General features: G+C 59.5%; 17 protein-coding genes and 3 pseudogenes. 5 read left to right on the top strand and 15 right to left on the bottom strand.

All coding sequences use genetic code 11. The annotated features are described in order from the left end of the window. The first annotated feature begins 26 nt into the window (after positions 1–26). Positions 27–416 (top strand): hypothetical protein, encoded by a 390-nt coding sequence (locus PDMSB3_RS34990; RefSeq protein ID WP_165189511.1) that lies wholly within the window; start codon positions 27–29, stop codon positions 414–416. 213 nt (positions 417–629) lie between these two features. Here the strand turns inward: PDMSB3_RS34990 and PDMSB3_RS34985 are convergent, their stop codons facing one another. Together PDMSB3_RS34985 and PDMSB3_RS34980 are read right to left on the bottom strand one after the other, a co-directional pair. Then, on the bottom strand, positions 630–1,838 hold the full coding sequence (locus PDMSB3_RS34985; protein ID WP_165189509.1) for a lysozyme inhibitor LprI family protein: 1,209 nt from the start codon (positions 1,836–1,838) through the stop codon (positions 630–632). Positions 1,839–1,987: 149 nt separating this feature from the next. Continuing rightward, a complete protein-coding gene (locus tag PDMSB3_RS34980) occupies positions 1,988–2,614 on the bottom strand; it encodes a hypothetical protein (protein WP_232064405.1) in 627 nt (208 codons plus the stop codon). Between the two features lie 443 nt (positions 2,615–3,057). On the opposite strand from PDMSB3_RS34980, the gene PDMSB3_RS34975 reads away from it, so the two are divergent. Continuing rightward, positions 3,058–4,503 (top strand): IS1182 family transposase, encoded by a 1,446-nt coding sequence (locus PDMSB3_RS34975; protein ID WP_165189503.1) that lies wholly within the window; start codon positions 3,058–3,060, stop codon positions 4,501–4,503. Between the two features lie 220 nt (positions 4,504–4,723). After that, positions 4,724–5,203, top strand: coding sequence for an ASCH domain-containing protein (locus PDMSB3_RS34970; protein WP_007178480.1), 480 nt, complete (start codon positions 4,724–4,726; stop codon positions 5,201–5,203). An 803-nt stretch (positions 5,204–6,006) separates the two neighbouring features. On the opposite strand, the gene PDMSB3_RS34965 is transcribed toward PDMSB3_RS34970, so the two are convergent. Then, entirely contained in the window at positions 6,007–7,044 is a 1,038-nt protein-coding gene (locus PDMSB3_RS34965) for an IS110 family RNA-guided transposase (RefSeq protein WP_007175844.1), read from the bottom strand. A gap of 154 nt (positions 7,045–7,198) precedes the next feature. Here PDMSB3_RS34965 and PDMSB3_RS34960 point away from each other — a divergent pair. After that, positions 7,199–7,396 (top strand): annotated as a pseudogene (locus PDMSB3_RS34960) (hypothetical protein); the annotation flags it as partial. Positions 7,397–7,480: 84 nt separating this feature from the next. Here PDMSB3_RS34960 and istB read toward each other — a convergent pair. Further along, positions 7,481–8,269: an IS21-like element helper ATPase IstB gene (gene istB / locus PDMSB3_RS34955; RefSeq protein WP_165184212.1), complete on the bottom strand. Its 789-nt coding sequence runs from the start codon at positions 8,267–8,269 to the stop codon at positions 7,481–7,483. Positions 8,270–8,275: 6 nt separating this feature from the next. After that, positions 8,276–9,793 (bottom strand): IS21 family transposase, encoded by a 1,518-nt coding sequence (gene istA, locus PDMSB3_RS34950; protein WP_232064078.1) that lies wholly within the window; start codon positions 9,791–9,793, stop codon positions 8,276–8,278. Positions 9,794–10,000: 207 nt separating this feature from the next. Between istA and PDMSB3_RS34945 the strand changes: the two are divergent. Continuing rightward, a pseudogene (locus PDMSB3_RS34945) lies at positions 10,001–10,288 on the top strand (hypothetical protein); the annotation flags it as partial. A gap of 77 nt (positions 10,289–10,365) precedes the next feature. Here PDMSB3_RS34945 and PDMSB3_RS38505 read toward each other — a convergent pair. From PDMSB3_RS38505 to PDMSB3_RS34895, 10 genes and pseudogenes are all read right to left on the bottom strand, one after another. Next, positions 10,366–10,478 (bottom strand): annotated as a pseudogene (locus PDMSB3_RS38505) (methyl-accepting chemotaxis protein); the annotation flags it as partial. 36 nt (positions 10,479–10,514) lie between these two features. Further along, positions 10,515–11,348 (bottom strand): AraC family transcriptional regulator, encoded by an 834-nt coding sequence (locus PDMSB3_RS34935; protein ID WP_165189500.1) that lies wholly within the window; start codon positions 11,346–11,348, stop codon positions 10,515–10,517. 290 nt (positions 11,349–11,638) lie between these two features. Then, a complete protein-coding gene (locus PDMSB3_RS34930; RefSeq protein ID WP_165189497.1) occupies positions 11,639–13,123 on the bottom strand; it encodes a DHA2 family efflux MFS transporter permease subunit in 1,485 nt (494 codons plus the stop codon). Positions 13,124–13,315: 192 nt separating this feature from the next. After that, the gene (locus PDMSB3_RS34925; protein WP_007178475.1) at positions 13,316–13,993 is read right to left on the bottom strand and encodes a glutathione S-transferase; all 678 of its coding nucleotides are present in this window, start codon (positions 13,991–13,993) and stop codon (positions 13,316–13,318) included. Between the two features lie 73 nt (positions 13,994–14,066). After that, positions 14,067–15,290, bottom strand: a complete 1,224-nt coding sequence (locus PDMSB3_RS34920; protein ID WP_165189494.1) for a dienelactone hydrolase family protein — start codon at positions 15,288–15,290, stop codon at positions 14,067–14,069. 43 nt (positions 15,291–15,333) lie between these two features. Further along, positions 15,334–16,974: an AMP-binding protein gene (locus PDMSB3_RS34915; protein ID WP_165189731.1), complete on the bottom strand. Its 1,641-nt coding sequence runs from the start codon at positions 16,972–16,974 to the stop codon at positions 15,334–15,336. 87 nt (positions 16,975–17,061) lie between these two features. Beyond that, positions 17,062–17,457: a RidA family protein gene (locus PDMSB3_RS34910; protein ID WP_007178472.1), complete on the bottom strand. Its 396-nt coding sequence runs from the start codon at positions 17,455–17,457 to the stop codon at positions 17,062–17,064. Next, on the bottom strand, positions 17,454–17,897 hold the full coding sequence (locus tag PDMSB3_RS34905; protein ID WP_007178471.1) for an acyl-CoA thioesterase: 444 nt from the start codon (positions 17,895–17,897) through the stop codon (positions 17,454–17,456). Before PDMSB3_RS34905 ends, PDMSB3_RS34910 begins: the two co-directional genes overlap by 4 nt. Further along, a complete protein-coding gene (locus PDMSB3_RS34900) occupies positions 17,894–19,102 on the bottom strand; it encodes an acyl-CoA dehydrogenase family protein (protein WP_165189491.1) in 1,209 nt (402 codons plus the stop codon). Before PDMSB3_RS34900 ends, PDMSB3_RS34905 begins: the two co-directional genes overlap by 4 nt. A 1-nt stretch (position 19,103) precedes the next feature. Beyond that, positions 19,104–19,955, bottom strand: coding sequence for an enoyl-CoA hydratase family protein (locus PDMSB3_RS34895; protein ID WP_165189488.1), 852 nt, complete (start codon positions 19,953–19,955; stop codon positions 19,104–19,106). Positions 19,956–19,979 lie beyond the last annotated feature (24 nt).

The following is a 19,979-nucleotide window of genomic DNA, read 5'->3' as shown; positions in this document are numbered from 1 at the left end:
CTCGACCGCGTCTGACTGACTGAGGGATGGCTACGCTGGGTGTTAGTGGCAAAGTCCGTCTGATAACGCTGAAAGCTAACAAAATTCAATTTCCAAACATCGTGATTAATAGGCAAAAGATCTATTTCATTTCTTCGACATTTGCGGCGGCAACCCTGGCCGCTTGCATATTTTCCGGAAACTGTGTTTTCGAAATTCGCCAGCTTCCTGGTGTTTCGATTGCAGTTGTCGCGATGCTCTGTGCGATAGTTATCGCCGCGTCCTGTCTGTTCGCATTGTGGTTTTTTGTAAGATTATTTGGCGAATTCCTACGCGGGCGTTGGGTCGTCCCCGCAAAAACTGGATTCATATTTGCCTCATCTTTTTTTGCATATTTTGTCTTTGCTCTATTTGCCGCGAAAAAATATTGCGGCTAGCAATTAGAAGAGTAACGATTACAAACAGCAGACGCGCTATGACCGGAGTCATGAATCGCCCCCGCTGTGAAAACCCTCGGACTTGCCGCGCGTGCTTCTTTGTTTCTGTTCATGCTGTCATCTTGACGTGGGGCACACGATCGGGCGCGCTCGCTGATTGTCCGTTCTTTGAAAATGCGACCGGCGGACGGCCGACCGTCCGCCTGTGAAAATTTATTTAATGAACCATGCAAAATAGGGGGCTTCAAGTGACGATCCGGGTAGCGCCATCCAATTGATCAGTATGTCCTTGGGATCGGTGAGCAGACAGTCGGCTTCTCTGTCCCATTCGAATTGGGTGTCCTGAAGACGACCTGCTCCGCTAAACACCGAGAGTGCTCCGAAGCAAAAGTCTGTCCACGCCCCGGCAGGTCCGATCCGACCACGAACGTAAATCTCCTGTGTCCTCAAACTGCTGCGGAATTCAACCACCAATTGATCGTCGTACGCAAGAACGTCTGCCAAGGTCAATTTTCCGAGAGGAATGTCGGTGACAAATCCCGGGGACGAGCCCAAATAGACCTGATCTTGGATCAACGCGACAATGACGTCATTGACGGCGTCGTTGTCGTTAAAGGAAATCTCGACCTGAGTTTCCTCATAGCGGTAATAATTGTAATTCGTGGAGACAAAACTTGGGGTGCCGAGGATGTCGTATACGCGCTGTTTCGGTACACCCGGCTCTATGTGTTGCAGAAGATTCCTTGGAGTTCTCGCATGCTCGACTACCAAGTCCCCGGCGTCCTCCATTCTTCCTTCTGCTGATAAGCTGGCTATTCGTTCCCGCGTAATCGCTTCGTATCTAAGATTGACCATGAGTGGTCTAATTGTCCCGCCTTCCCAGGTCCGAGACGCTCGCTTTGTTTCTGTCTCGCGGTATGAATCCCAGGCCGATTGCGACTGCTGGAGCAGTAGGCGATCCTCTTCGCCGAATTCTCGCATCTTGCTAGTGACTATCGCTGCCAACTCGTCATCTGCCTGCGATGCCTTTTTCATCGACAGAATATTCATGTCCGTTTGCGTCAATGCACTATCCCAATCGGGGTCATGCTCCGCATTTTCGGCGTCTCCAACCAATTGTGAAGCGACTTCTGTATATTGCTGCGCAGTGACTACAGCAGCACTGGCTGTCCTACCGAGAGCCTTGACGCGGAAGTGCTGAAGTTCCTCCAGAGTTGTTCCACTCTTGTCGAGCTTTTCCTTAAGGTCGGCAAGCTGGTTTAGCTGCGCAATATTTTCTGTTTCCGGCTTTCCTTCTATCCTCCGCTCAACCAGATATTTCCCAAAAAGGTAGATTCCATAGACCGTTGGGATAGCCAGAACTTTGACCCAGTCATTTTGAAGAAACACGTTGATGTGCTTCTGGATTTCAGTGATTTCCAAGCCCGATCCCCATTTTTGCAGGCTGCTAGGTACCAGAACTATTGACGCAGACGACACGCCCGCATCCTTATTCAGGGCCTATTCGTAAAATTGGGGGAGTCGCGGTGTTCGCCACTCCCTGTCACCCAACGGTCTGCAGACCACTGGTCTCAAACCATGATCGGTCCGAACATGCCGGTCCAGATCAACGCTTCCCAGATCTTTTTGAGGGCTTGCCCTGCTTCTTGGTTGATGAACAACGATGAGCGGCTGCCGTGCGGGCGCCCCAGAAAGTAAGGGCGCATGGACTCCCATGTTTCGGCGACTTGAGCTCTCCAGACGCACGGCAGTTCTTTTTCCAAGAGTAGAGGCGCCGCGATACTCAACGGGATCGTGCCGTCTGGGTTTAGGGGCTTCTCCCATACGCATCTGACCAGTATCGGCGTACAACTTGGGTTGTAGAGCTTGACGTCGAGTCGCTCCGCAGTGATCTGCGCGATGGGATGGTATGGCAATGCATTCACCGAATCGAGCACTTCCTGTCCGTCGGTGTATGGACAGGTGATGAAGCCATTGACGAAGTACCGGGTGTGGTCGAGCCCGTGGTATCCACACTCAGGGCCTGGACGTGTGGCCGGGCTGCGATGGTCTTTGTAGTTTCGGACGAGTGGATGCCAGCTCGGATAGCTTTCAACTACGGGGCCGAGTGAATCGGCAAGATCAAGCAGTGTCTCGCGGCTGCGCGCCCTTCCATCTTCGTCGAGGTATTGGGCGCGCGGAACAAGATAGTCCAACACACTCGCGAGTCCCGCCCGCGCTGATTCGTCTGCCCGGAAAGCCATAGTCGGTCCCGTAATTGTATTGATTCATGCATGATATCACACGTCTGCGCATAATATTCATGTTTTATGCGCAGAATGATGATCTGTGGGAGGGTGGCTATAGCGGTGCCCGAAGCACGGGCGAAGCGCCTATTCTGGCGCTTCAATGATCTAGCCCGCGAACTCGCCGAAGCGAAAGACCTCAACGGATGCAGGTGTCGTCATGTGCATGCATTGCCACGGCATTGGGCGCTGAGTGACCGTTGATTATTCGACAGCGGCCACAACTAGTGCAATGACCTAACTGACCGAAACGGGTGGCGCGTGCAGCCGATCGTCGACAGGCAGAGACCGGCCGAGGGTGTGTGAAAACGCATTGATCGCCTAGACTGAATCAACGCACTGAGACCGGGTGACTCATGAAGCGATTCGTTGAAGGCGATGACCGCAAGCAGGTCGCACTACTTCCCGAATGCGTCGATGACTACATCGGCCAGGACAATCCGGTCAGAATCGTCGACGTGTTCGTAGACGAACTGGACCTCACGACGCTCGGCTTCAACGGTACCACGCCCGCAATCACCGGCCGCCCGTCCTACCATCCAGGCGTGATGCTCAAGATCTATATCTACGGGTATCTGAACCGCGTACCCTCCAGCCGGCGTCTTGAGCGCGAATGTCAGCGCAATGTCGAGCTGATGTGGCTGACAGGACGTCTGGCGCCAGACTTCAAGACGATCGCCGACTTTCGCCGCGATAACGGCCCAGCCATTCGCAACGTATGCCGTCGTTTCGTCGAACTGTGTCGCGGACTGAAGCTGCTATCCGGCGACATGGTGGCAATCGACGGCAGCAAGTTCAAGGCTGTGAACAGCCCTGACAGAAACTACACCGCAGGCAAGATCGACAAGCGTCAGCAACAGATTGAAGAAAGCGTTCAGCGATATCTCGACATGATTGAGACTGCAGACCGGACCAGTCCAACAGGTTTCGATGTTAAGACCGTGCGCCTGTACGAGAAGATCGCGATGTTGCGTCAGCGGATGCGTGAGCTCGAACAGATCAAACAGCAGTTGAAGAATGAACCGGATGGCCAGCTGTCGCTTACCGACCCGGATTTCCGCTCCATGACCAGCGGCGGCAAGAGAACCGGGACGGTCGGCTACAACGTTCAGGCTGCCGTGGATACGAAGCACCATCTGATCGTAGAGTACGAGGTGACGAATATTGGTAGCGATCACGGACAACTCAGCAGAATGGCAAGTTCTGCGAAGAGCGCGATGGGCAAGTCGAAGCTAAAGGTGCTCGCTGACCGAGGCTACTTCAGCGGTCCGGATATCCGCACGTGCGAACTGGCCGGGATCAAGGCGTATGTCCCGAAACCACTCACCTCGGCATCAAGGAAAAAAGGGCTCTTTACCAAACGCGACTTCATCTACGTTGCAAGGAACGATGAGTATCGATGCCCCGCCGGCGAGCGCGCAATTCTTCGATTCACGACCGTCGAGCATGACATGAATCTGCGGGTGTACTGGCCCAGCGCCTGCCCGCGTTGCGATCTCAAGGAGCGATGTTCGCCCAGCGACTATCGCCGTATCCGACGATGGGAGCACGAACAGCTACTGGAGGCCATGCAGCGTAGGCTTGACCGGAAACCAGATGCAATGACCATTCGCAGAAGTACCGTTGAACACGTATTCGGTACGCTCAAGCACTGGATGGGGGCCACGCACTTCCTGACTCGGACGCTCGGGCGGGTGAGCACCGAAATGAGCCTTCAGGTGCTGGCCTACAACCTCAAGCGCGTCCTGAATATACTCGGGGTTGCCGGAATGATGAAGGCGATGAGGATGGCGGCAAGCTGAGGCCCTGAGGGGCTTTTTTGCGCTCGCGATGTTCGATTAACGCAAGCTCGACGCATCTAACTTGATCGACCCGACCGGCAACCTCGCCCTCAGCGGCGAAAATGGAGTTTCTACACACCCTCGGCCATTTTGAGACATTCGACAACACCCCATCAATCGTCGACAATCACCGCGCGAGATTCCGATACCGATAAATGCAATCGAAAGGATACCGAAATAGATGGGCAAAAGTGTAGACGAGCTAGTCACCGACTTGGCCGAACAAGACATACATCTACCTAAAGGGTACGTTCGAGTTGGTGGATTTGGGGATTCGGAAGCACTTTCGGAGTCGCTGATCGCACTCATTCGTGCTGGCGTAAAACGTGGTACCTGCAGTCTGGCTTGGTCGTGGGACTTCGACGGTGAGTCAATTCCTGAGGCTGGAGACATTGAAATAGTGCTTGACTGGCATGGTCGACCGGCGCTCGTTTTACGAGTCACTGAAGTGCATATCGTGCCTTTCGATTGTGTCGGTGCTGAATTCGCGGTTAGCGAAGGAGAAGGCGATCTTTCACTAACGTATTGGCGGACGGAGCACTGGCGCTTCTTCACAGATGAGTGCAGCCGAATTGGTCGGGTGGCTGACAGTTCGATGCCTCTCATATGCGAGAGCTTCGAGGTCCTTTACACGCTTACGCCCATTCAGCGACGCGAATGACTGCTCACGGAGATACTGAACGTCCCTTCCGTCGACTACGGTCCCACGAGGCGCTCTAAAGCGGCCATGCGCAATCAACAGACAAGCCAGTTATGGATGACCGCTTAGGCTGGCATCGGTCCAAATGCACGAGCCCACGAACGGTAGGTCACGAACCGAAATCAAGCAATCGCCGCCGGCCTCTAATGGGCATCCATGCCGAGCAACCGGTCTTCGCGGTGAGTTGGTACAGCGCAGTCGATCCACCCACTTCGGCCTCCGCCGAATGCCAGCCATTCTCTTACCGTTACGCTTATCCTTCCGGCTAAATCAAACATTTAGCCTACTCAGTTGGCAGCAACCCGCCTGCCCTGATTTATAATTCCGAAGTCGTCGGGAAACACCCAGCGACCGGGTTTGACAGCCTGATTGTTCTAACCGCACACCCGCCTAGGCGGGTCGTGCGTCTACCTCTGCACGTCCATTTTCTATGGGCGGGCCTTGGTGGGGGAGCCGCAAGGCTCGCCGGCTCGTTATACATGGACGCCCCCAGTTTGCACAGCCGTCATTCGGTGATCGTTAGCAGATGAAGGATTGCAGCCATACATCCGGACTTGTGAGGACTTGCCTCTGTCCCTGATGGAATGTGCAGATCGGTTTCTCGTTAACCCATCGCGCTCGAAGCGCGTGGCAGACCACAGAATTTTCCCGATCCCGGTCTCACCTGTTTTGCCATCACGTCATGATTGCCCGCGCAATCGCTGGAAGCTACCACCTATTCATTAGTTAGTTATCCTGTATCATCTAATATCCGTGTCCATGTGTCAGACGACCGGTGCTGCGCGCCCATAGTCGGAGCAGAACTCCCGGTGATGTGCGAGTAAGGCCCAGGCGATGCGCGCATTGCGGTTGGCAAGTGCCACGGTTGCGATGTTCGTATGTCGCCGTGCAAGCAGACGACCTAGCCAGCTTGTGGAGGTGCCGTCTTTTTGGCGTACGGCGCTGATCACAGCCCGTGCACCGTGGACAAGCAGGCAGCGCAGATAAGCGTCCCCACGTTTGCCGATGCCGAGCAGCACCTGTTTGCCGCCACTTGAGTGCTGGCGCGGCACCAGACCGATCCATGCCGCTAGTTGCCGGCCGCTTGCAAAGCATCGCGCGTCGCCCACTGATGCGACCAGCGCAGTAGCGGTGATGGGTCCGACGCCGGGAATCTGCGCAAGTCTGCGGCTTGCTTCGTTCTCCCGATGCCAGGTCTTTATTTGCGCTTCGAGCAGTTGCACCTGGTGGTCCAACTCCCGCAGATAGTCGAGCTGACGCATGACCAGTTGCCGGAATACGCCCGGCAGTTCGTTACTGGCGTCTTCCAGAAGATCAGGGACATCCTGATGTAGATGATGAATACCTTGCGGCACAACCAGACCGTATTCTGCGAGCAGACTGCGGATCTGGTTGGCGTGGGCGGTACGCGCGGTAACAAATCCTTGCCGGACCCGGTGCAGTGCCAGTATCGCCTGCTGCTCGACGCTTTTGACGGGTACGAACCGCATGTTCGGTCGCGAGACGGCTTCACAGATTGCCTCTGCATCCGCGGCATCATTCTTGTTGCTCTTCACGTAAGGTTTGACGAACTGTGGCGCAATGAGCTTCACCGTATGCCCATACGCCTGCAGCTTTCTCGCCCAGAAGTGTGCACCGCAACAGGCTTCCATGCCGACAAGGCAGGGTTCCAGCGTGGCGAAGAATGGCAGCACCTGAATGCGTTTTAGCTGCTTCCTTAAGACGGGGACGCCGCGCGGGTCGACGCCGTGGACCTGAAAAACGTTCTTGGCAAGGTCAAGGCCAATGGTCGCGATCTTCATGATGCTCTCCTTCGCGCTAACGTTTGAGACCCTTACTTTGGCATATCCGTACCGCAGGAGAGGGGGCGTCCATTCCATTAACCCTACTTCGTGCCCGCTCACCCCTTTGCAAGCGAGTGTCGGGCGATCCAAGGAACCACCAGGGAGACGCACCATGACCAAGTCCATCAAAAACCAAGCAGCATCCCGTCCGCCCGTCGACGCCCTCCAATACGAAAAACTCGCCCTATCCGCATTCGACTTATGCGATCGACAAGTAGGTCAATTGGACACCTTGATCACACTTGCGTCCTCGATATGTAGGAATCCTGCCATCACGAGCGATGAGAGAAAGCGTCGTCAGACGCTCCTTGTCACGGATCGGCGTAATGACGCCGGGGATGATCGCCGTAATGGCGCCAGTTTGAAGTGAAGTAAAACGCGGATTCGAACGGACTCAAGGATGCGTTTTTTTGGTTGATTTCGCAAGTCGTGTCTGGTCGGGTTCAGGCATTGGCCTGGGCGTGCGGAAGCTGTCACCATCGAGCACGATACGATAGGCGCCGTGTCGCAGGCGATCGAGTGTGGCGGCGCCGAGGATGCGGTTGCCGGCAAACGCATCGCCCCATTCGCTGAAGTCGAGGTTACTGGTCAGGATCGTCGCAGCGGTCTCGTACCTTTCCGCGATCAGGTCGTGGAAGTCTTCATCTTGCGGCGAGCGCAGCGGCTTGAGCGCGAAGTCGTCGACGATGAGAACCGGTACGCAGGCAAGCTGTTTCAGTTTGCGCTCATAGGTACCGGTCGCGCGCGCTGCCTGCAGACTGTTCAATAGCCTGGTCTGCGTGGCGAACACGACATCACGTCCTTGCCGGGCGGCGCAATTGCCGAGTGCCTGGGCCAGGTGTGACTTGCCCGTACCTGTTGGCCCGGCAATGAGAATCGCGACCTTCTCATCGATATAGCGGCCGGTAGCAAGGTCGTGGATATGGGTACGATTCAGGTTCGGCAGCCGGTCGAAGTCGAACGTTTCGAGGGTCTTGCCCATTGCGAAGCCAGCGCGGGCCAGGCGGGTGCGCAGCTTCTTCTGGTCGCGCCGGGCGACTTCGTCGTGCAGCAGCATGGCGAGGAACTCCGTGTACGCGAGCTGGCCGTCAATGGCCTGCCGGTTGCGCTGCTCAAGGGAATCGAGCACGCCGGACAGGCGCAACTGCTTGAGGGTTGCGTTCAGTTCAGGACTGGGATTCATGGGCGTTTAGTGGATCAGCAGGGATTGGAGATTGCGACCGAAGCGGCCGCCGTTGACGTAGGTATCGGTGAGCGTTTGCGGGGACTCTGCGATGGGCTCGCTCTCCAGACCTTTGTCCAGAATCGTCTTGACGGTTCGCCACCTGGGGCTGGCATGCGCCAGCGCCCGTTCGCATGCGGCCTCCAGGCGCGCGTCACCCACCTTGCCGCGAAGCCGTACGATGCCCTGCGCACCGCGCAGGTTGACGAGCACCTCATCGTTGAAGAGCGCCAGAATCAGCGCGTGGCAGGCAGGACCGATTTCTTTGGCCTGCGCCAGACACCATTGCGGATCGTGTTCGAGCCACGCCTGTGCTGCCGGCGGCTGATGATCGCGGACGGTTGAGCGTGCGCCTGGCTTGCGCAGCCGGGGATGGGTGGCAACGAGTTCGTGCTGATGGAACAGCTGCACGACCGTGTCTGTCGCCTTCACCCACAGCGTCTTGCCGACCAGGGCGAACGGCACCGAGTAGAGCGCCTTGTGATGCTGGATGTGAGCGTCACGATGAACGTTGACCGTGGACCATGCGGCGAGCACGGGCGGTACATCGGGCAGCGCCGTCAATAGCGGCTTCTCGATGGCGAAGCGCGCCAGAGGCTGTTCGCGTGTCGTGCCGTGTTCACGAACACTGGCCTCCTGCATGATCCATTCACGCAACTGCCGGTTGGCGTCCGGCAGATCACGAAACGTGCGCAGCGGCATGAAGGACTTCTTGACGTATTTGACACCCGATTCGACGACGCCTTTCTTCTGCGGGTCGTGCGGCGGACAGGCATCGATCCTGAAACCGTATCCCTCAGCGAGGCCTGCGTAGGAACGCTGGACCTCGGGGTCGTACGTGCAGGCCCTGATGATCGCGCACTTCGCGTTGTCGATGATGATTCGCCCCGGGCAGCCGCCAAACCACTCGAAGGCGCGACGGTGGCAGGCAAGCCACGTCTCGACGGTCTGATCGAAGACGAGTTCGACGTACTGGTGACGCGACCAGCACAGCGTCATGACGAAGAACCACGTCTTGAGCGTATGACCTGATTCGTGGACGAGCGCGGGACCGGCGCCAAAGTCGACCTGCGCGGCATCGGCCGGCGGGAAGTCCAGAATCGTTGTCGCGGTGACGTTACGTTCGGCGCCCAGATGCTTCAGGAAGCGGCGCACCGCCGAATAGCTGCCGGTGTAGCCATGGTTGCGCTTGAGCGCGCTGTGAATCGACGTGCCCTGTACGTCAGCGTCAAACCAGCTACTGATCTGCTCGCGAAAGGGTTCGAGTGTCGACACGCAGGTACTGGGCAGGTGCGGCGTGCGGCCGAACTGACCTGCAATCACGGTGTCTTGCGGCAGGGGTTGCGCCGGATCGAGCCAGCCGAGCTCTTGCGCGGTGCGCCTTACGGCGGTGAGTTTCTTGCGGCCCATGAGCCCGGCGCGCGCTATGTCGCGGTCGGAATCGCCTTGCCGCATACGGACAAGGACTTGGCGGTACTCAAACAATTCGAACCTCCGGTTGGCCATGGGCGCTCCGCTCAGAAAAGAGCGAAGCGTACCCAGTTGGGAAAGTTCGAACCGCGTTCTGCTACACGGCGCAGGTGGCGCCTATACGCCGATCATCGGGTGGCGCCATTACGGCGATCATGGACTGGCTCCATTACGCCGATCCTGCGCTGGCGCCTATGCGCCGATCATCAATTGGCTCCTATACGGCGATCCGTGACACTCCTTGAATTGCTGGTGGACACGGCCGAGCAGTATCAGCAGGAACTCGAATGCGACCGCGAGTTATTCCAGGTAATCGCACTCGACGCGAAGGGCGTCCCGCATAGCCGCATCACCGCACGCCATGCAGCCAAGCTGCTGGCCGAAGCATCGCAGAGAGCGAAAGCCTCCGACGCCTCCGCCAACGCGCCACAGCCCAAAAGCGCATCATCAAAAAGTGCAGCGACGTTAAGACCCGACGCGATTCAGCAACCGGCCGCCGCGCCACACTAAGCGTCGCAAAACGTCAGCAATCGGCATGGGCGATAGACTGAACGATTAAAAGAAGGTGGCGCAACCGTACGCCACCGCTTGACCTGATTCGCCATCACGGCGAAGCCGCGGCCCGCATTGCCGGCGCGCGCCGCTTCGATCAAGGTGTTCAGCGCGAAAAGGTGGTCTCGCGATTGATCTCGTTGACATCGGGCGCGTGCATCGTCGTGACAGGCGCGCGAGTTCTTCAACTCTTCAACGGCAACCAGATCTCAAGCCCGCCCATCCCACTGACGGGATCGAACTTCCCGTCGTAGCGCTCAAAATTCGGCGCATCGGCGGGAATATGTCCCGATGCCGGCAGCCACTGATTCCAGATCGTATTCCACGTGCGGCGGATAGTCGAAACATGCTCGCGATGGCTAAACACCGCATACCGCTGCGGCGAAATGCGCAAACGGCTCAACTCCGCAGGCAAAGCCGAGAAGTCGCTGACTTCAACGCCACACAGATAATCGAGGTTGCCGTTGTCGTCCGCGTTATAGCAAACGCCATACGCCACATTGCCCATCTGCCCCGGCACCTTGCCGAAGTAATCACCCAAACGCTGCCACTGCGACGGAATCGCGGCACAGGTTTCGCTGGTGTAGCGCTCGCTCAGGCCCGCGACAAGAAACGCTTTGCCGTCTTCAAAGCGCGGTGGTTCGAGACGGGTAAGCAGGGTTTCGTCCATTTTGATCGGCTCCACGAGGGCGAGATTGTCGAGATGACCACGCGCGCGCAGCGCGTCGGGCGTGAGCCCGAATTGCTCGCGAAATGCACGCGTGAATGCCTCGTGAGAACCGTAGCCGGCGTCGATGGCGACCGCGAGGATATCCGGTGCGCCGCTCGCCAGCCGACGCGCTGCTTCGCTCAAGCGACGCCCGCGCACATAGCGCATCACCGAAAACCCCGTGGCCGCTTCGAAGGCGCGCGCCAGATGAAAGCGCGACACGCATCCGCAGTTGGCGATCTCGTCGAGCGTCAACTCGCGGGCAAAGTGGCTTTCGATAAACCAGAGCGCTTTTCCAACCGGGTTCATATGGGCTCTCATGTCAGCATGGAACCAGCATAGCGGGACGCGGGTAGCCGCGTTTGATCGGAATTGCGGTTTTCAAATGCAAAGCATGACGAATGACTGCCGTCACTGCGAAACTCGTCTGCATCGCGAGACGTCAACGTACCTGCTCATCATAAACGACGCGCGAGCCGTCTCTCTTTGAAGAAGTGCTGCTGCGGATTCCAGGCGTTCTGCCATTCCCAGAGTCAACGTCGTGATTCGGCCATCTCTGGCGGCGAGGGGACCAAGCTAAGTTTGTCGTAGCTGGCCGCTCAATAACTTTCTGTTGCAGTCTTATCTGTGGGCGACACTTGCTGACCGTGGCCAACTTCCTGAACCGCAGTTCCTCCTGCTCGCCCCGTCCGCAACAACACCCCACCCAAAATCCCCGCCGCCGCCGCAAAAATCGCCCCAAACAAAAACGCGACGTGATACCCGCTATTCAGCGCGGCCACGGCATCTCCAGACGACGCCTGCACCGCCTCACTCCGCGCCGCAGCGAGACTGGCCAGCACCGCGAGCCCAAGCGCCCCACCCATCATGAACGACGTATTGACGATCCCCGACGCGAGCCCTGAATCGCCAGGGTCAACATCGCTCATAGCCGCCAGCAGCATCGGATTAAACGCAATCCCTGCGCCGAAACCAAGCAGCATCATCCCTGGCATGACATCGAGCACAAAGCTGCCGCCAACCGGCGCGCGAGCGAACAACGCAAGACCGCAAGCCGCGACCAGCAGCCCTACGGCCAGCGGAACTCGCAGCCCGAAGCGCATCACCACACGCGCCGACAACCCAAGCGAAAAGAACCCCATGATCAGATTAGCCGGCAGGAACGCGAGCCCGACTTGCAACGGCCGATAGCCGAGCACCCGCTGCAGATACAACGCGGAAATAAAGAACCAGGCAAACATGGCAGCCGCCCACAGCACGCCGACCACATTCGCCGTCGCAACATTGCGCAAGCGAAATAAACCAAGCGGCATCAACGGATGCTGAACGCGCGATTCGATCACCAGGAACACAGCAAGCAGCGCCAACGCAGCGAACAGCAAGCCGAGCGTCTGCACCGAAGTCCAGCCGGCTTCATTCCCATTCACCACGGCGTACACGGCCAGCATCAGCGAAACGGTGACGGATACCGCGCCGGCCACATCGAGCTTCTCTCCATGTGCATGACCGCGCGCGGACGGCAACAGCGCGACGCAAAGTGCATACACGGCAATACCGATCGGCAGATTGACGAGAAAGATCCAATGCCAGCTCAGCAGATTGGTGAGCAGGCCACCAAGCAGCACACCGATACTGCCACCGCCCGCGCACACAAACCCGTACACGCCCATCGCTTTCGCGCGTTCGCCGGGTTCGGTGAACAGATTCATGATGAGCGACAACGAAACCGCCGAGACAATCGCGCCTGCCACACCCTGAACGGCCCGCGCACACACCAGCAGCACCTGCGAGTTCGAAATGCCGCAAGCAAGCGACGCCGCCGTGAACAACGTAATGCCGATAAGAAACAACTTGCGGTGCCCATAAAGATCACCGAGCCGTCCACCCAGCAGCAGGCAGCCGCCGAAGGTCAGCATGTACGCATTGACCACCCACACGAGCGACGTTTCGGTAAAGCCGAGATCCGCCGCGATGGACGGCAGCGCAACGTTCACGATCGTGGTATCGAGCACGATCATGAGCACGCCGAGGCACAGAACGATCAGTGCGATCCAGCGTTTGTTGCCGTGGATGGAATGGGTCATGCAGGCGGCTCCTTGGCCATGGTCGATCGGATGCCGGACGCGTTGCTGCTGAAATTGGCACCGCGCCGAAAGAGACGGAATCCGGCGCAATGCCGACCAACCGGCTGGCAACTCGTTGACGACAATGGGATTTTCCAGTCTAGCATCCGCGACTTTCGAGCGACAACTACGAGTTCCAGGTCGCCGCGGACGTCAATCGCCGCCGAGCAGTTCGTATTTGCCGCCGCGCTCCAGCGCCCGCTGATAAGCGGATCTCGCATGAATGCGCTTGAGAAAATCGACCACCGCCGGAATCTGCCCGTCCATCCCGCCGCGCGCCGTGGCGGCTTCGAGTGGAAAACTCATTTGCACGTCCGCCGCGGTGAAGTCGTTGCCGACAAACCAGCCGGTCTTGCTCAACTCCTGATTGATGTAGCCGAGGTGCAGCTTCAACTGCGGATCGATAAAACTCGATTGCAGCGTCGCGGCGATCTTGCGCGCAATCGGCCTGGCGAAGAACGGCATCGGCGCGCTGGCAATACGCAGCGCCACGAGTTTGAGCAGCAGCGGCGGCATTGCCGAACCTTCCGCGTAGTGCAGCCAGTAGGTGTAACGCAGCCGCTCCGGCGTGCCGGGCGCCGGCGCAAAACGTCCCTGCCCGTACCTGTCGATCAGATACTCGATGATCGCGCCCGACTCGGCGATCGTCTGGCCATCGTCGGTAACGACGGGAGACTTGCCGAGCGGATGCACCGCGCGCAGCTCGGGCGGCGCCAGCATCGTTTTCGGATCACGCTCGTAACGCTTGATCTCGTACGGAACGCCGAGTTCTTCGAGCAGCCATAGCACGCGCTGCGAGCGGGAGTTGTTCAGATGATGGACGGTCAGCATGGGTCGAGAGATGTTGGCCAATGGAGTGTCACATCATAAGGAGGTTGTGCAGAGGCAGGCCTCTAGTCGCAATTCATACGCGCGATTTGCCGCCCATCAATTGGTTCGACGGCAGCGTTTCGTCTAGCAGCTTGCGCGCGCTTTCGATGCCGGCAACCGGCAGTCCCTCGGGGTTCAGCAAGCCGACCTGCACGAGTACGGAAGCCTGATCCCAATAGATGTGCTCGTTATAGAGCTTGTCGCCGCGAAAACACACGACAGCCAGCATCGGCACCTCGAAATATTTACCGGTGGGCGCGACGCCGGGCAGCAACCAGTCGATCTCGCAGCTATGCGTGCAGCTAAAAATGAATTCATCGACGATGCGATCCGCGCCGATGGTGCGTGAAATCGGAATCAGCTTCGTATCGACGGGATTCGAGTTGACGAAGTGATGCGTATAGAAACGCTTGAGGTTGTCATGGCCGACACCGCCGGTCATAGTCGGAACGTGATTGACGTAGGGCTGCGCGACCATGGTCGGCATGACCGCATCCACGTCGCGCGTGGCGAACTCGTAATAGCAATGCGCTTCCCACAGCGCGTTGAGATCGTAGACCGGACCGAGCACTTTGCGCAGCAGCGCGAGCGTGCGCGAATACGCCATCATCGCGGCGGGCTTGTCGTATTGCGCACGCGCCGGTGCGGCGAACGCATGATCGCAACCTGGGTACACGTATTGCTCGATTTGCGGCCGCCTGCGCAGCGCGGGGCTGATCCGCTCGCGGGTTTCCGGCGGGCAGAGCGAGTCGTTTTCGGGGAAGTGAAACACCATCGGGCAGCGAATTGCCGGCACTTCGTCGAGATACGCTTCGAGGCCCACGCCGTAATAGCTGACCGCGCAATCGACATCGGTACGCGCGGCGCTCAGGAACGCGAGCTTGCCGCCAAGGCAGTAACCCACCGCGCCGACTTTGCCCGCCTGTTCGGGCAGGGCGCGCAATGCCGCGATGGCGGCGGCGATATCGTCGACGGCGCGGTCCGTGTCGAACTGGCTGAGATAGCCGAGCGCCTGTTTCATGTCGGCTTCGCCGTAACCGAGCGCGATGCCCGGTTTGATCCGCCAGAACAGATCCGGCACCAGCACCACATAACCTTCTTCAGCGAAGCGGTCGGCCATCGCCTTCATGGTGTCGTTGATGCCGAAGATTTCCTGCAGCAGCACGAGTCCCGGCCCGGACCCTTGCGCCGGACGCGCAACGTAGGCGTTGAACCGGCCGCCATCCTGGGCGACGACTTCGATGAAAGAGGCGGCCATGCGGTGTGTCTCCCATGCAAATGGTTGCCGCGGAAAACGCGGGCTAGGCAATCGTGCGCAACTCGAAGCGTTTGAGCTTGCCGGTTTCGGTGCGCGGCAGTACATCGACGAAAACGATCTCGCGCGGATATTTATACGGCGCCACGCTATTTTTCACGAAATCCTGCAGTTGCGCGATCAGTTTGTCGTCCGCGACGTAACCGGGATTGACCACGACGAACGCCTTGACGATCTGCCCGCGGGTTTCGTCTGGCGCGCCTATCACGCCGCATTCGGACACCGCGTCGTGTTGCAGCAGCACGCTCTCCACTTCGGGGCCGGAGATGTTGTAGCCGGCGGAGACGATCATGTCGTCGGCGCGCGCCTGGTAGAACACGTAGCCGTCTGCGTCGAGATAGACGGAATCGCCAGGCAGATTCCAGCCGTCGCGCACGAACTTCTGTTGCCGTTCGTCGGCGAGATAGCGGCAGCCGGTCGGGCCGCGCACCGCGAGTTTGCCGATAGTGCCGGGCGCGACCGGTCGCATGTCGTCGTCCACCGCCTGCACGACGTAACCCGGCACCGCGCGGCCGATGGCATGCGGGCGGATCTCGTCGCCGTGAGCCGAAATGAAAATGTGGATCAGCTCAGTGCCGCCGATGCCGTCGATCATGTCGATGCCGGTCGCGTCGCGCCACAAACGCCGCGTCGAATCCGGCAAGGCTTCTCCCGCCGAGACGGTCTTCTTCAAGGTCGAGACGTCGTGATGCGCAACCAGCGGCGCCATTTGCCGGTAGAAGGTCGGCGCGGTGAACATGATGGTCGCGTGAAAACGCTCGACGGTCTGCAATAAAGTCTCGGGCGTGAGCTTCTCGATCAGCACCGTGGACGCGCCCACTCGTAACGGAAAGCACAGCATGCCGCCAAGGCCGAACGTGAACGCGAGCGGCGGCGTACCGCAAAAAATATCGCTCGACGTGGGCTTGAGCACGTAGCGCGGGAACAGATCGCACATGGCCAGGACGTCGCGATGAAAGTGCATGCAACCTTTCGGTGCGCCGGTCGTGCCGCTGGTGAAGGCGATCAGGCAGACGTCGTCGGCGGCGGTGTCGCACGCGGTGAAGTGGTCGGGCTTGTTGATCGCGAGTGTGTCGAGCGAATCGGCGGCGTCGTCGTGGAACAGGCGCGTTTCTTTCAGGCCCGCGCAGTAGAACTCGTCTTGCGGATCGGTGCAGCGTGCCAGTTCGGCGGTCAGGCGGGCGTCGCACAACGCCGCGCCAACTTGAGCTTTGTCGATGATCTGCTTCAGTTCCTTGGCACGCAGCAGCGGCATGGTCGGCACCACGACGAGGCCGGCCTTGAGTGCCGCGAGTGCGGTTACGGCCATATGCAGCGTGTTCGGGCCGCGCAGTAGAACGCGGTTGCCGGGCCGCAGTCCCATTTCGTCGACCAGCACGTGTGCGCTGCGGTTCACCAGAGCCAGCAGTTCACCATAACTCGTGGCGCGCGGCGTGCCGTCCACGTCGGACCAGATCGCGGGATGATCGCGGTGACCCGCTTCGATGGTTCTGTCGAGCAGCTCCGTCGCGCAGTTCAGGCGCGCCGGATAGGCAACGTCGGGGTTGTCGAGCAGAAAGACAGGCCATTGATCCTGCGGCGGAAGATTGTCGCGCGCGAAGGTATCGACGTGTGCTGACGGTTCCATCATGGTCTCCCGGGCGTTGAGCCGGCTAGATGCGCTTCGGTTGGCTTGGTGGTTTGGCAGGTTCTTTTCGTGTGCTGTGTTGCTCGGTTACTGCGGGACCACGGCAGTCGCCTCGATTTCGACTTTCGCTTCGTCTTCGATCAGCGCGACGACCTGCACCGCGCTCATCGCGATGTCGTAGTCGCCGACCAGCTCGCGAAACGCGCGGCCAATATCCTTCAACGACACGAGATACTCGCGTTTGTCGGTGACGTACCACGTCATTCGCACCAGGTGCTCGGGCTTGCCGCCCGCTTCGTGCAGAACGGCGAGCACATTCTTGAGCGCCTGGATGGCTTGCGCGGCGAAGTCGGTCGTCTGGAAACGCGCCTGTTCGTCCCAGCCGATCTGGCCGGCAATGAATACCTGCATGCCGGTTGCCGCAACGCCGTTCGCGTAGCCACGCGGCTTGACCCAACCGGCCGGAAGAAGAGCTTTTTTCATGAGCGATGCGCCTCAATGGAATCGGGCTGCGGGGCGAACGTCGCGAGCGCGCTCGCGATGTCGGTGGGGATATCAATGGATGTGCCGCTTTCGAGCGAAGTCGTGACCAGCACCTGTTTCGTGCGAAAACGGGTTTCGCCGTTGCAATGGCCGACGATCTCGATGCCGATCGAGCGCCGGCCGATCGCTACGACGTCAAGCGTCAGCGTGATCGTTTCGCCCATCTGGCTCGGCCGTGAAAACTCGCAATCGAGTTTGACGATCGGCAAGCCGACGCGGCGCTGCGCAATCATCTGCGCATAGTCGATATGCAGGCCTTCGTTGAACCAGTCTTCGACCAATGCGTTGGTCATCACCAGATATTGCGGAAAGAACACGATGCCCGCCGGGTCGCAATGCGAGAAGCGGATACGCACGGGCCGTTCGAAAGACGCGCTCATCTGGCGTTTGCTCCGGCAGTTGCGGCAGCATGCGCTTTCAACAGATCACGTCCGACGATCAGTTGCTGCACTTCGGTCGCGCCTTCGTAAATGCGCAGCGCGCGAATCTCGCGATACAGCATTTCGACGGCCGTGCCGCTTTGCACGCCCATGCCGCCGTAGAGTTGCACGGCGGCGTCGATCACCTGTTGCGCGCCTTCGCTTGCGTGCCATTTCGCCATTGCCGCTTCACGCGTGACGTTTTCGCCTTGATCGCGCAGCCATGCCGCGCGATAGACCAGCAATGCGCTGCTGTCGATGGTCAAAGCCATTTGCGCGAGTTTGGCCTGCGTCAGTTGAAAATCGCCGAGCGTCTGCCCGAACATTTTGCGCGACGCGGCACGCGCGAGACCTTCGGCCATTGCATGACGCGCGAAGCCAAGCGACGCAGCCGCCACCGACGTGCGGAAAATATCCAGCGTGCGCATGGCGAGCTTGAAACCTTCGCCGGGTACGCCGAGCATCTGGCTGCGCGGCACGCGCGCGCCGGCAAAGTGCAGACGCGCGAGCGGATGCGGCGCGATCACGTCGATGCGTTCCGCAATCTCCAGCCCCGGCGTATCCGCATCCACAATGAACGCGCTGATGCCACGCGCGCCCGGCGCTTCGCCGGTTCTCGCGAACACCACATAGAAATCGGCGATGCCGCCGTTGGAGATCCACGTCTTGTCGCCGTCGAGCACGTAGGCGTCACCGTCTTCGCGTGCAGAGAGCGTCATGGCGGCGACGTCCGATCCCGCTTCGGGCTCGGATAGCGCGAACGCCGCGATGGCCGTGCCGTTGGCGACGCGCGGCAGATAGCGCGTCTTCTGTTCATGCGTGCCGCCGAGCGAGATGGCGCCCGAACCGAGGCCTTGCATCGCCAACGCGAAGTCCGCGAGGCCTGAGTGTTTCGCTAGCGTTTCGCGCAGCAGGCAGACGGCGCGCGTGTCGATCGTGTCGCCGTGGCCGCCGTAGGCTACGCCGCCCACGCCGTATTTCAGCCAGCCGGCCGCGCCGAGTTCACGCACCAGGTGGCGGCAGGTGGCGTCCACGTCCTCGTGGTTTTCGTGCGCGAGGTTCGCGCGGCACCATGCCTCGATACCCGCGGCCAGTTCGCGATGACGCGGCTCGAAGAATGGCCAGGCCAGCGCACTATGCAGATCCAGTTCGGTGTTGGCGCTCAACTCAATCTCCCTCGAACACCGGACGCGACTTCGCCGCAAACGCGCTATATGCGCGCTCGAAATCGCGTGTGCTCATGCAGATCGCCTGGGCTTGCGCTTCCGATTCGATCGCTTCGTCGATACTCATGCTCCATTCCTGATGCAGCATCTTCTTGGTGATGCCGTGCGCGAAAGTCGGACCGGCGACGAGATCGGCGGCGAGCTTGTGCGCTTCTTCAACCAACGCGGCCGGTTCGCATAGCCGGTTATAGAAGCCCCATGCGTGGCCTTCGTCGCCGCTTGCCGAGCGACCGGTGAACAGCAGTTCGGCGGCGCGCCCCTGGCCGATGATGCGCGGCAGGATCGCGCAAGCGCCCATATCGCAGCCGGCGAGGCCGACGCGCGAGAACAGAAAAGCGAGCTTGCTGCGCGCGGTGCCGAACCGCATGTCCGACGCCATTGCGAGAATTGCGCCGGCGCCGGCGCAAACGCCGTCGACGGCAGCAATCACCGGCTGCGGGCAATGACGCATGGCTTTGACGAGATCGCCGGTCATGCGGGTGAACAGCAGCAGTTCCGGCATGGGCAGATCGATCAACGGCGCGATGATGTCGTGCACGTCGCCGCCGGAGCAGAAGTTCTCGCCCGCGCCGTGAATCACGACGGCCTTGACGTCGGTCGCGTAGGTCAATTGCCGGAACAGGTCGCGCAATTCCGCATACGACTCGAAGGTCAGCGGGTTCTTGCGCTCCGGGCGGTTCAGCGTGATCGTCGCGATCTTGCCGGCGACCGACCAGCCGAAGTGCCGCGCTTCGTAGCCGGCCAGCGTGAGGCGGTTGCCGGCCAGTAGCGCGTCGGCGTTGGATCGTGTCATGAGTGTCTCCTCGTTTCGATGCGG

Origin of the sequence: Paraburkholderia dioscoreae (assembly GCF_902459535.1) — a bacterium.
GTDB lineage: Bacteria > Pseudomonadota > Gammaproteobacteria > Burkholderiales > Burkholderiaceae > Paraburkholderia > Paraburkholderia dioscoreae.
Note: the sequence above shows the minus strand (reverse complement) of the source record. Positions and strands in the feature narration are given on the sequence as shown.

What these genes read in the sequence shown, in the direction of transcription:
- PDMSB3_RS34895 (WP_165189488.1), bottom strand. Translation starts at nt 19,955, where the DNA reads ATGACACGATCCAACGCCGACGCGCTACTGGCCGGCAACCGCCTCACG.
- PDMSB3_RS34925 (WP_007178475.1), bottom strand. Translation starts at nt 13,993, where the DNA reads ATGCTGACCGTCCATCATCTGAACAACTCCCGCTCGCAGCGCGTGCTA.
- PDMSB3_RS34975 (WP_165189503.1), top strand. Translation starts at nt 3,058, where the DNA reads ATGAAGCGATTCGTTGAAGGCGATGACCGCAAGCAGGTCGCACTACTT.
- PDMSB3_RS34905 (WP_007178471.1), bottom strand. Translation starts at nt 17,897, where the DNA reads ATGAGCGCGTCTTTCGAACGGCCCGTGCGTATCCGCTTCTCGCATTGC.
- istB (WP_165184212.1), bottom strand. Translation starts at nt 8,269, where the DNA reads ATGAATCCCAGTCCTGAACTGAACGCAACCCTCAAGCAGTTGCGCCTG.
- PDMSB3_RS34990 (WP_165189511.1), top strand. Translation starts at nt 27, where the DNA reads ATGGCTACGCTGGGTGTTAGTGGCAAAGTCCGTCTGATAACGCTGAAA.
- PDMSB3_RS34920 (WP_165189494.1), bottom strand. Translation starts at nt 15,290, where the DNA reads ATGGCCGCCTCTTTCATCGAAGTCGTCGCCCAGGATGGCGGCCGGTTC.
- PDMSB3_RS34915 (WP_165189731.1), bottom strand. Translation starts at nt 16,974, where the DNA reads ATGGAACCGTCAGCACACGTCGATACCTTCGCGCGCGACAATCTTCCG.
- PDMSB3_RS34970 (WP_007178480.1), top strand. Translation starts at nt 4,724, where the DNA reads ATGGGCAAAAGTGTAGACGAGCTAGTCACCGACTTGGCCGAACAAGAC.
- PDMSB3_RS34965 (WP_007175844.1), bottom strand. Translation starts at nt 7,044, where the DNA reads ATGAAGATCGCGACCATTGGCCTTGACCTTGCCAAGAACGTTTTTCAG.
- PDMSB3_RS34935 (WP_165189500.1), bottom strand. Translation starts at nt 11,348, where the DNA reads ATGAACCCGGTTGGAAAAGCGCTCTGGTTTATCGAAAGCCACTTTGCC.
- PDMSB3_RS34910 (WP_007178472.1), bottom strand. Translation starts at nt 17,457, where the DNA reads ATGAAAAAAGCTCTTCTTCCGGCCGGTTGGGTCAAGCCGCGTGGCTAC.
- PDMSB3_RS34930 (WP_165189497.1), bottom strand. Translation starts at nt 13,123, where the DNA reads ATGACCCATTCCATCCACGGCAACAAACGCTGGATCGCACTGATCGTT.